Here is a 10,331-nt window from a genome sequence, read left to right as displayed (position 1 = left end):
CCGCCCGTCATGGCCCGCCCGCCGTCCCGCCGCCGCGCGTGCGGCCGTGCACCCGGCCGGGCGCCTTTACACTGTAGATCTCAAACGATGACCTGTAACGCCCCCGGCCGGATCTCGCAGTCCATCGGCACCGGCCCCACGCGTTCGCCGTCGGCGTAGGCCACCACGTCCTCGGCCTCCAGCCGCACGCTGCGCACCCGCCGCACCGACACCGCCCGATGGCTGACGTGCGTACCCCGGTAGACGCTCGGGAACACCCGCAGGAACTCGGTCTTGGACATCGCGTCCAGCATCATCACGTCCAGCAGCCCGTCGTCGGGGCTGGCGTCCGGGCAGACCCGCATCCCGGCGCCGTAGGAGCGCGTGTTCGCCACCGCCACCAGCATGGCCTCGCGCTCGACGACCTCCTGCCCGTCGAAGGTGACCCGGAACGGGATCGGCCGGAACGAGCGCAGCTCCTCCGCCAGCGCCACCAGGTAGCGGCCCATCCCCTGCGGCCAGGTGCGCCGGTTGGCGCGCTCGTTGACCCGCGAGTCGAACCCGCAGCACACCACGCCGGCGAACAATTCGTCGGCCCGCCCGGCCACGACCCTGGCGGCGTCCACGGGGCGCGTCCTCATGCGCAGCACGGTCCTGGCCGCCGCGACGGGATCCTTGCACGGCAGGCCCAGCGCGTCCGCGATGTCGTTGCCGGTGCCCGCGGGGATGATGCCGAGCGGCACGTCCGTGCCGGCCACGGCCTGCACGGCCAGGTGCACCAGGCCGTCGCCGCCGAAGGCCACGAGCGCGTCGGGCCGTTCGGCCACGGCGGTGCAGGCGCGTTCGAGCGCGTCGGTGGCGTCGTTGCCGACGATCACCGACAGCTCGGCCCCGCCGGCCCGCAGGCGGCGCGCCACGGGCTCGAGCAAGCGCAGCGTACGGCCGCCGCGAGCGGCGGGATTGACGAGCAGGGCGAGTTGCAAGGACACGCCCGGAACTTATCGCCTATCGGGCGGAACCGGAATCCTCTCCTGAACGCCCGCCGTCGGGATCCGGGGCGGAGTCCGAGACGGAATCGACGTCGATCGGCGTGTCGTCCTCGGTCAGCGGCGAGGCCTCGTCGTCCGACAGGTCCGCGAACTCGCTCTGCGGGCGCCTCTTCTCCCGCAGGAACATCACCAGCTCGGCGGCCGCGAACAAGATGATCATCGGCGCGGCCAGCGCCATCATGGTGATCGGATCGCCGCCCGGCGTGACCACGGCGCCGAAGACGAACATCAGGAAGATGACCAGCCGGCGGTGCTTGGCCACCGTGGCGTGCGACAGCACCCCGATGATGTTGAGGAACACCAGCAGCAACGGCAGCTCGAACGAGACCCCGAAGATCAGCAACATGATCAGGACGTAGTCGAGGTAGTCGTCGATCGAGATGGTGGCGACCGTGTCGTCCAGCGAGAAGCTCAGCAGGAACGCCAGGCTGGTGTCCATGATGAAGTAGGCCAGCGCCGCACCGAAGGTGAACAGCGGGATGGCCAGCCCCAGGAAGGCCAGCGTGTAGCGCTTTTCCGTGCGGTAGAGGGCCGGGGTGACGAACGCCCAGATCTGGTAGAGCCAGGCGGGCGACGACACCACGAGGCCGACCATCAGCGAGACTTTCAGCGTGATGAAGAACGACGAGAAGATGCCGTTGTAGGTCAGGCTGCAGCGCCCGTTGAGCTGATGCGACTGGGTGGTCGAGCAGTAGGGCTCTTTGAGGATCTCCCACACCGGCGTGGACACGATCCACCCGATGATCAGGCCCACGGCCACGGCGGCGAACGCGATGAGCAGCCGGTTGCGCAGCTCGCGCAGGTGCTCCATGAGCGGCATGCGGCCTTCTGGGTCCCGCTCAGGTTGTTGTTTGGGGCCCGACCGTTTCAGCAGCGCCATCAGCAGTCCTGGGGATGAGGAGACGGGGGGTCAGGGGCGCTTGTCGGCCTGGGCGCTCGCACGCAGCCGCGCGGCCTGCTCCTCCAGCCGGCGGGCCTGCTCCTCGGCCGACAGCTCCGGCGCGGGCGGCGCCGCGTGGATCTCCTGCGGCGCGACCGGCTGCGGCTGGGCCTGAGCCTGCACGACGGTCGGCTTGTCGTGGTCGTCGTCATCGGTCGTCATCTTGCTGGTCTCCGCCTTGAAGATGCGCAGAGACCGGCCGACGCCACGGGCGAGGTCCGGCAGCTTCTTGGCACCGAAAAGCAGGACCAAAGCCACCAAGATCAGGATGATCTCCGGAGCTCCCAAGTTCATGTGACGTCCTTCATGGTGAGCGAGTTGCTGTCCTTCAGCACGATCGTACGCTGCCGGGGGCGCTGCCTCATCCCTTGGCGTCCTCTTTAACCCTGAATTGCTGGTTAACATGAGCGATCTGCCGGTTCAGGGCGCGGGCCGCCACGACGACCCTGGCTCCCGCGACGCCCAGCACGGCCAGCCCGGCCAGGCACAGCCCGGCGGCCAGGAGGATCCACATCATGACTGGTGAGCGTACAGGGCCAGGGCGCGCTCGGCCTCCCGGCGTACGGTCTCGGCCATCGCGGACGGCGCGACGACCCGGCCGGTGTCGCCCAGCCGCAGCGCCAGCTTGATGATCCAGTCCTCGTCGCGGGCCCGCAGCGTCACCCGCAGCCGGCCCTCGCCCAGCTCGGTCACCTGCTCGCACGGGTAGTACTCGGCCACCCACCGGCCGGCCGCGCTGACCTCCAGCTCGACCAGCTCGTCCGTCGGAGAGGGGCGGAAGACGCCCTGGGCCACGTCGATGGGCTCGGCCTCCGCGGGCGGGTCGGCGGGCACGTCGAGCACCTCCACTCCGAGCACCCGGTCGAGCCTGAACAGCCGCATCGCCTCGGCCCGGTAGCACCAGCCCTCCAGGTAGGCGCGCCCGTCCACGACCACGACCCGCATGGGATCGACCTCGCGCGGCGTCACCTCGTCGCGCCCCGGCACGTAGTAGCGAAGCGAGAGCCGGCGCCCCCTGGTCAGCCCTTCGCGAACGCGCGGCAGCGCGTCCGGCGCGGCGTCCACGTCCACGGCGACCTGGCTGCTGACGGTGGCCGCGCCCTCGCCCGCGGCCCGCTCCAGCTTGGCCATGACGCGGGGCAGCGCGTCCCCGGGGACCTCCGCCAGCTCGGGGGTGGCGGAGAGCATGCGCAGCGCGACCAGCAGCGCGCTGGCCTCGTCGATGCCCAGCCGCAGCGGCCTGGCGATGGTGTCGGCGTTGTCGATGAGGATCTCGCCGCCGTCCCAGGACACGTCGATGAGGTCGCCAGGGGTGTGGCCGGGCAGCCCGCACATCCACACGAGCTGCAGGTCGTCGATGAGCTGCTTCTCGCTCAGCCCGAACACCCCGGCCACCTCGCCGAGCTGCGCCCCCGGATGGGACATCAGGTACGGCACCAGCGCCAGCAGCCTCGGCAGCCGGTCGGCGGACCCGCTCATGACGGCCTCCCGCCCGGTCGTCGCACTCGTCTCACGTGACGGCCCCCTTCAGTCTGCGGATGACGGCCTCGCGGGCGTCCGGCGGCTCGACGACCTCGACGTCGGCGCCGAGGCTGGCCATCCAGCCGGCCAGCCGTTCGGGGTCGGAGAAGACCAGCTCGGCCTCGTCCCAGCCGTCGGTGCCCTGGTGCACGGCCCTGGCCAGGGTACGCAGCCCCTCGCAGGCGCCCTGGCGCACGCGGACGACGGCCACTCTCTCGTCCATCGGCTCGTCGGGGAAGCCGACCATGGCCCGCAGGTCGACGCCCGCGGGCACCTCGACCGCCCCCGCCCTGCCGACGGAGGCGACCTGCCCGGTGATGCGGCTGAGCCGGAAGGCGCGCGGCGCCTGCCTGCCGCGGTCGAACCCGGCGAGATACCAGCGGCCGCGCCGGCTGACCACGCCCCACGGCTCCACGGTGCGGCTGCGCACGCTCTCGCTGCCGGAGGCGCGGTAGTCGAAGCGCACCACCCGCCGGTCGCGCACGGCGTCCCACAGCGCGGGGAAGGCCGGGTCACGCGTGTCGACCCGCAGCTCCAGCGCGCCGCCGCCGAACGTGCCGCCGATGGACCCGCCGACCGGCTGGTCGGTGGCCACGCCGCCGGCGCGCAGCTTCAGCAGCGCGCCCGACGCGGCCTCCGCCAGGCTCGCCCGCTGCCACACCTGCGCGGCCAGCCCCAGCACCGCGGCCTCGTCGGGCTCCAGGGTGATCTCGGGCAACTCGTACGACTGCCGCTCGATCCGGTAGCCCGGCTCGTCCTCCCACGGGTCGCGTACGACGTCGATGGGGATGCCGATCTCGCGCAGCTCGTTCTTGTCCCGCTCGAACATGCGCTGGAACGCCTCGTCGCCATCGCGGTCGTAGCCCGGCACCGCCTGGCGGATCTGCTCGGCCGACAGCGGGCGCCGGGTGGCGAGCAGGCAGATCACCAGATTGAGCAACCGTTCCGTCTTACGGCGCGACATCTGCCTCACTCCTCCTTCATCGACGCTACCCTGCCCCCGTGATCAGATGGCGCAAGGGCGAGGTTGTCCGGATCCGACGCGAGTGGCCGGGAGCGGTGGAGCTGGACGTCGCCGTCCCCGAGGGGGAGTGCCGGGCGCTGGCGTATCCACCCCTGGTGGGGCGCCCGGAACCCGGCGATGAGGTGCTGCTCAACACGACCGCACTCGCGATGGGTCTCGGTACGGGAGGTTACGCCATGGTGGTGGCCGTCCCGAACCGTTTGCCGCAAGATCCTCAGGGACCCGGGCACCTGGTGAAGGCCCGGTACACGCCGCTGCAGGCCACGGTGCTGGGCGCGGACGAGCAGGATTCCCCGCATCACGCGCTTTTGCGGGAGGCCGACTCGCTGGACGGCATGCCGGTCGTCGTGGCCGATCTGCACTCGGCGCTGCCGCCGATCCTGTGCGGCCTGTTCGATTCGGCCCCCGGCACCCGGGTGGCGTACGTGATGCTGGACGGCGGCGCGCTGCCGGTCTGGTTCTCGATGGCGGCGGCGCGGCTGCGCGAGATCGGCTGGCTGGCGGGCGTGGTGACGGTCGGGCAGTCGTTCGGCGGTGACGTGGAGGCGGTCACCGTGCACACCGGGCTGCTGGCGGCCAGGCTCGTGCTGGAGGCGGACGTGGCGATCGTCACGCAGGGTCCCGGCAACCTGGGCACGGGGACCCGGTGGGGCTTCTCCGGCGTGTCCGCGGGCGAGGCGGTCAACGCCGCGGGCGTGCTGCGGGGACGCCCGGTGGCGGCGCTGCGGGTCAGCGAGGGCGACAAGCGCGAGCGCCACTACGGCGTCTCGCACCACTCGCTGACCGCCTACGGCCGGGTCGCCCTGTCACCCGCCGACGTGCCGGTGCCCGAGCTGCCCGGCGAGTTCGGCGAGCGGGTCAGGGACCAGGCCGAGCTGCTGGCCGTCCGGCACCGGCTGGTGCCGGTCCCGGTCGGCGGCCTGCACGACGCGCTGCGCGAGTCTCCCGTGCGCCTGTCGACGATGGGCCGGGGCCTGGAGGAGGACCTGCCCTACTTCCTGGCCTCGGCGGCCGCGGGCAGGCTGACGGCCTCGCTGCTGTCGTAGGAGTCCTTGAACGTGAACGCCTCGGGGCTCGGGCCCTCCGCCTTGAGGCGTTCCAGCCGCCGCATCGCCTCCGCCAGGGACGGGATGTGCCCCTCGGGCACCCACCACATCACCATGTACGGCTCCACCGCGCGCAGGAACCACTCCCTGCGCCGGCGCAGCACGCCCAGGTGGGCGCTGCGATAGACGTAGTCCCACAGGGCCTCCCGGCTCTCCCAGACCGAGAAGTTGACCAGCAGGTGGTCGCCGTACTCGTGGATCACGGTGGCGGTGGGGTCGCTCTCGCTCTCCTTCAGCCGCCACACGAAGCCCGGCGCCTCGTCGGCGAGGGCGTTGACGGGCTCCAGGAGGGCGACGAACTCGGCGAGCTGCGGGCTGTCGATGGGCGCGCGCAGGTGGGCGATGTTGAGCTGGGCGAGATGCATGGGACTCAGCACACCACCCCTCAGCCTTCTATGTCAATATTCGTTTGTTTTAGAGAGACGCAGCACTCCCCCGGCCGGGGATCGAGCCCCGCCCTGGCCGGATCGTCGCCGAGCCCTTCGAGCAGCCCCTGGCACAGGGCCAGGTTCATGGAGCACACCAGCAGCGGCTGCTCCTCGGCCAGGGCGTGGAACGGGCAGTTGCGCAGCCGCAGCGTGCCGCCCTCGGCGTAGGGCTCGTAGCCGCGCTCGCCGAGCACCTGCTCGACCGGCTCGCCCTGGTGCCGCCGGGCCAGCCTGGCGCCCGCGCGGCGGGCCGCCTCCTCGGCCTGCTCCTCGGCGCCGAGGAGGTCCACGACGTCGGCCAGGACCGAGGCGAGCGCGGCGTAGTCGCGGGCCGGCAGGCTCACCGACCGCTCGCCCTTCGCCCTGCGGTAGACCTTGGCGGGCCGGCCGCTGCCCGGCCCCTTCTTCTCCTGCGGGCGAAAGCCGCTCTCCAGCAGCCCGGCCTCCACCAGCCGGTCGAGATGGTGCCCGGCCAGCGTCCTGGACACGCCCGCGGCCTCGGCCGCCTCCCCGCGCCCGACGTCGCCGCCACCGGCCGCGACCGCTTCGTACAGGCTGCGGCGTACGGGGTCGTGCAACAGGGCCAGCGCATCGAGGTCGTCGCTACTCACAGCGGGAGTCTATGAAAGCTTTCACCCGGCGTGCTCGCACGCACGTGCGGACGGGAGACGCGCACGTGCGGACGGGAGACGCGCACGTGCGGACGGGAGAGACGAACCCGGCGGTCAGGTCAGTAGGCGGCGAGGACGTCCACGACGAAGACGAGCGTGTCGGAGCCCTTGATGCCGTACGCGGGCTGCCCCGTGGCCCCGTAGCCGTAGGCGGGCGGGACGATCATCAGGACGCGGCTGCCGACGGGCACCCCCACCAGGGCCTTGTCCCACGCCTTGAGCACGCTGCCGTCGCCGATCTTGAACGCCTTGGGCCGGCCGGTCGACCAGGTCGCGTCGAAGATGCGGCGCCTGCTCCAGATCGCGCCCTCGTACTGGGTGACCACGAGCTGGCCCGCCTGCGTCCTGCGGCCCGCCCCCCGGTCCAGCACCTTGGCCTCGAACGCGGCGGGCGGCGCGCCGGCCGGCACCGCCAGCCCGGGACGCGCTCCCCCGGTGACGCGCACGCCCGCCAGCGAGCCGCCGCCCCCTTCGACCGAGGCGCCCTTGGGGTGGGCGCCGAGGATGTCGATGACGTAGAACAGCTCGTCGTCCGCCTCGATGCCCTGCGGCGGGTTCGCGCCGAACCCGTCCTCGGGCGGGATGGCGGCGATGATCCTGCTGCCGACCCTGCGGCCCTGCAGCGCACGGTCCAGCCCCGGCAGCAGCTCCCCCACCGGGAACGCGGCCGGGGTGCCCCGGTTGAAGCTGGAGTCCACCAGGCGGTTCTCCGCGCCGTCCCACACGTGGGCGGTGTACTGGACGATCGCCACGTCGTCCTTCCGCAGCGGCGCGCCCTTGCCGGTGGCCAGCTCGTCCACCTGCAGGCCGGCCGCGGGCTTGCCGCCGGGGAAGACGATCGACGGCCGGGCGCCGAACGTGCCGCCCACCTTGAGGTCCAGCGCGCCGGCGGCCTCGCCCGTGCACGCGGCCGGGATCAGGGACGCCAGCAGCAGCGCGACGGTACGGCGGCGGCGCATCGGTCCTCCCACGCGAAGCGGCCCGGCGGCGCTGCGCCGCCGGGCTCGCGATGCTACCGCGTTATGAGATCACGCGTCAGTAAGCCGGTGGAACCGCTCAGCGGCCGGCCAGGACGGCGACGACTTAGTAGGCGGCCAGGACATCGACGACGAAGACGAGCGTGCTCTTGGCAGGGATGTTCTGCTGCGCCTGGTCGCCGTAGCCGAGGTCCGGCGGGATGCTCATCACGACCCGGCTGCCGACCGGCACCCCGGCCAGGCCCTTCTGCCAGCCCTGGATCACGTTGCCGAGCGGGAACTCCGCCGGCTGCCCGCGCTCCCAGCTCGAGTCGAACTGCTTGTCGGTGCCCCAGATCTTGCCCGTGTAGTGGACGGTGAGCGTCTGGTTGGCCTGCACCTTGGCGCCGGTGCCCGTGATGATCGTCTTGACGACGAGCTCCTTGGACGGCTTCTCGCCGGTCTTCGTGGTCAGCGTCGGGGCCTTCTCGCCGCCGGGGTTGTCCACCTTGACGCCCTTGATGCTGTCGCCGGTCTCCTTGCCGGTAGCGGCCTTCAGCGCGGGCGGCTGCGTGCCGACGATGTCGAGCACGAACACCTTGGTCGGCTCGGCGGGCGCGGTGGTCTGCGGCTGGGCGACCGCGTCGTTGGCCAGCACCGCCAGCAGCCGGCCGCCGTGCTTGACCTTGGTGAAGCCCTCCTGCAGCACCTGCGGGAGCTGCTCGTTGACCGCGATCGTCTCCGGCGCCTTGGTGTCGTAGGAGGAGCCCTGGACCGCGTTGCCCTTGCCGTCCCAGTTGTAGACGGTCAGGTTGAGTATGACCTTGTCACCGGCCTTGACCGCCGCGCCGGTGCCGGGCGTGATCACCTCGTACGACGATTTCGTGGCGGGCGAGCCGGAGGGGAAGGTCACCGTGGGCTTGGCGCCCACGTTCCCGGTGACCTTGACCCCAGCCTGCCCGCTGGGAGCGGCGCTGGTGGTCGCGCCGCCGTCGGACCCGCAAGCGGCGGCGAACAAGATCAAAGGCACGGCGGCCAGTACGGCCAGAGCGCGGCGCATGGGTTTCCCTCGGAAAAGACGTCAGATTCGCGTCACACTACCTGACTTCCAGGTAGGCCCGAGGTAAACCACATGCCGCGTTCGTCCAGACCCGCGCCCCCGCCGCTACATGCCGGCGATGAGCTTGTCCACCCGCTCGTCGACGCTGCGGAACGGGTCCTTGCACAGCACCGTGCGCTGCGCCTGGTCGTTCAGCTTGAGATGCACCCAGTCCACGGTGAAGTCGCGGCGCTTCTCCTGCGCCTTGCGGATGAACTCGCCACGCAGCCGCGCCCTGGTCGTCTGCGGCGGCACCGACTTGGCCTCGAAGATCTTCAGATCGGAGGCCACCCGCTCCACCGAGCCGCGCTTCTGCAGCAGGTAGAACAGGCCGCGCTTGCGGTGCACGTCGTGATAGGCGAGGTCGAGCTGCGCCACCCTGGGCGAGGACAGCGGCAGGTCGTACTTCTTGCGGTAACGCTCGATGAGCTGGTATTTCGTGACCCAGTCGATCTCCCTGGAGACCAGGTCGAGGTTGCCCGTGTCGACCGCGTGCAGCGTGCGCTCCCACAGCTCCAGCACCCGGTGGGCGATGGCGTCGCCGCCGCGGCGGTCGACGAAGTCCTTCGCCTTCGACAGGTATTCCTGCTGGATCTCCAGGCTGGAGGCCTCGCGCCCGTTGGCCAGGCGCACCCGCCGCCGCCCGGTCATGTCGTGGGAGACCTCGCGGATGGCCCGGATCGGGTTCTCCAGCGACAGGTCGCGCATCACCGTGCCCGCCTCGATCATGCGCAGCACCAGGTCGGTGGCCCCGACCTTGAGCAGCATGGTGGTCTCGCTCATGTTGGAGTCGCCGACGATGACGTGCAGGCGGCGGAACCGCTCGGCGTCGGCGTGCGGCTCGTCCCGGGTGTTGATGATGGGCCTGGAGCGGGTGGTGGCGCTGGAGACGCCCTCCCAGATGTGCTCGGCCCGCTGCGAGACGCAATAGACGGCGCCGCGAGGCGTCTGCAGCACCTTGCCGGCACCGCACACGATCTGCCGCGTCACCAGGAACGGAATCAGCACGTCCGCCAGCCGCCCGAACTCCCCGTGTCTGCCGACCAGGTAGTTTTCGTGGCAGCCGTAGGAGTTTCCGGCTGAGTCGGTGTTGTTCTTGAAAAGATAGATGTCACCGGCGATGCCCTCTTCGCGCAGCCGCTTCTCGGCGTCCACGAGCAGGCCTTCGAGGATGCGCTCGCCGGCCTTGTCGTGGGTGACGAGCTCGATGACGTTGTCACACTCGGGTGTTGCGTATTCAGGATGGCTGCCCACGTCCAGATAGAGACGCGCGCCGTTGCGGAGGAAGACGTTGCTCGATCGGCCCCAGGACACGACCCGCCGGAACAGGTAGCGCGCGACCTCGTCGGGGGACAGCCTGCGCTGGCCCCTGAACGTGCAGGTCACGCCGTACTCGTTCTCCAGCCCGAAGATGCGACGATCCATCACCTCACACTATGCCCACGGATCGGCAAGCGGGAGAGATCTTCCCGGGTGTTTTCCCGCGGCGTCCTTTTTGCCCGGTTACTTCCCCACGCCAGACCGCCCCCGACCGCGCCCACCGGCCGCTCTCTGTCCC

At 71.2% G+C, this 10,331-nt stretch carries 12 protein-coding genes; 1 reads left to right on the top strand and 11 read right to left on the bottom strand.

Translation table 11 applies throughout. The annotated features are described in order from the left end of the window. Positions 1-80: 80 nt before the first annotated feature. The 6 genes from ETD85_RS55480 to ETD85_RS55460 all read right to left on the bottom strand — a co-directional run bounded on the left by ETD85_RS55480 (position 81) and on the right by ETD85_RS55460 (position 4,453). Positions 81-968 (bottom strand): diacylglycerol/lipid kinase family protein, encoded by an 888-nt coding sequence (locus ETD85_RS55480; RefSeq protein ID WP_138697911.1) that lies wholly within the window; start codon positions 966-968, stop codon positions 81-83. A 16-nt stretch (positions 969-984) separates the two neighbouring features. Continuing rightward, positions 985-1,848: a twin-arginine translocase subunit TatC gene (gene tatC / locus ETD85_RS55475; RefSeq protein ID WP_138697910.1), complete on the bottom strand. Its 864-nt coding sequence runs from the start codon at positions 1,846-1,848 to the stop codon at positions 985-987. A 90-nt stretch (positions 1,849-1,938) separates the two neighbouring features. Beyond that, entirely contained in the window at positions 1,939-2,262 is a 324-nt protein-coding gene (gene tatA, locus ETD85_RS55470) for a Sec-independent protein translocase subunit TatA (RefSeq protein ID WP_138697909.1), read from the bottom strand. Between the two features lie 67 nt (positions 2,263-2,329). Next, positions 2,330-2,485, bottom strand: a complete 156-nt coding sequence (locus tag ETD85_RS64050; RefSeq protein WP_170247377.1) for a hypothetical protein — start codon at positions 2,483-2,485, stop codon at positions 2,330-2,332. Then, the gene (locus ETD85_RS55465; RefSeq protein ID WP_138697908.1) at positions 2,482-3,447 is read right to left on the bottom strand and encodes a helix-turn-helix transcriptional regulator; all 966 of its coding nucleotides are present in this window, start codon (positions 3,445-3,447) and stop codon (positions 2,482-2,484) included. Before ETD85_RS55465 ends, ETD85_RS64050 begins: the two co-directional genes overlap by 4 nt. Positions 3,448-3,478: 31 nt before the next feature. Beyond that, positions 3,479-4,453 (bottom strand): helix-turn-helix transcriptional regulator, encoded by a 975-nt coding sequence (locus tag ETD85_RS55460; protein ID WP_138697907.1) that lies wholly within the window; start codon positions 4,451-4,453, stop codon positions 3,479-3,481. Positions 4,454-4,491: 38 nt separating this feature from the next. Between ETD85_RS55460 and ETD85_RS55455 the strand changes: the two genes are divergently transcribed. After that, the gene (locus ETD85_RS55455; protein WP_138697906.1) at positions 4,492-5,559 is read left to right on the top strand and encodes a DUF3866 family protein; all 1,068 of its coding nucleotides are present in this window, start codon (positions 4,492-4,494) and stop codon (positions 5,557-5,559) included. Here the strand turns inward: ETD85_RS55455 and ETD85_RS55450 are convergent. From ETD85_RS55450 to pafA, 5 genes are all read right to left on the bottom strand, one after another. After that, on the bottom strand, positions 5,505-5,984 hold the full coding sequence (locus ETD85_RS55450) for a DUF3291 domain-containing protein (protein WP_170247376.1): 480 nt from the start codon (positions 5,982-5,984) through the stop codon (positions 5,505-5,507). The two genes, ETD85_RS55455 and ETD85_RS55450, sit on opposite strands and share 55 nt — an antisense overlap. A 20-nt stretch (positions 5,985-6,004) precedes the next feature. Continuing rightward, positions 6,005-6,658 carry a helix-turn-helix transcriptional regulator gene (locus ETD85_RS55445; RefSeq protein ID WP_138697904.1) on the bottom strand — a complete coding sequence of 218 codons (654 nt, stop codon included), beginning with the start codon at positions 6,656-6,658 and terminating at the stop codon, positions 6,005-6,007. Between the two features lie 119 nt (positions 6,659-6,777). Then, positions 6,778-7,677 (bottom strand): FKBP-type peptidyl-prolyl cis-trans isomerase, encoded by a 900-nt coding sequence (locus ETD85_RS55440; protein ID WP_138697903.1) that lies wholly within the window; start codon positions 7,675-7,677, stop codon positions 6,778-6,780. Between the two features lie 124 nt (positions 7,678-7,801). Beyond that, positions 7,802-8,734 carry an FKBP-type peptidyl-prolyl cis-trans isomerase gene (locus tag ETD85_RS55435; protein ID WP_138697902.1) on the bottom strand — a complete coding sequence of 311 codons (933 nt, stop codon included), beginning with the start codon at positions 8,732-8,734 and terminating at the stop codon, positions 7,802-7,804. Between the two features lie 105 nt (positions 8,735-8,839). Further along, positions 8,840-10,198, bottom strand: coding sequence for a Pup--protein ligase (gene pafA / locus ETD85_RS55430; RefSeq protein WP_138697901.1), 1,359 nt, complete (start codon positions 10,196-10,198; stop codon positions 8,840-8,842). Positions 10,199-10,331: the final 133 nt, after the last annotated feature.

It is taken from the genome of Nonomuraea zeae (genome assembly GCF_005889725.1).
Taxonomy (GTDB): Bacteria; Actinomycetota; Actinomycetes; order Streptosporangiales; family Streptosporangiaceae; genus Nonomuraea; species Nonomuraea zeae.
Note: the sequence above shows the minus strand (reverse complement) of the source record. Positions and strands in the feature narration are given on the sequence as shown.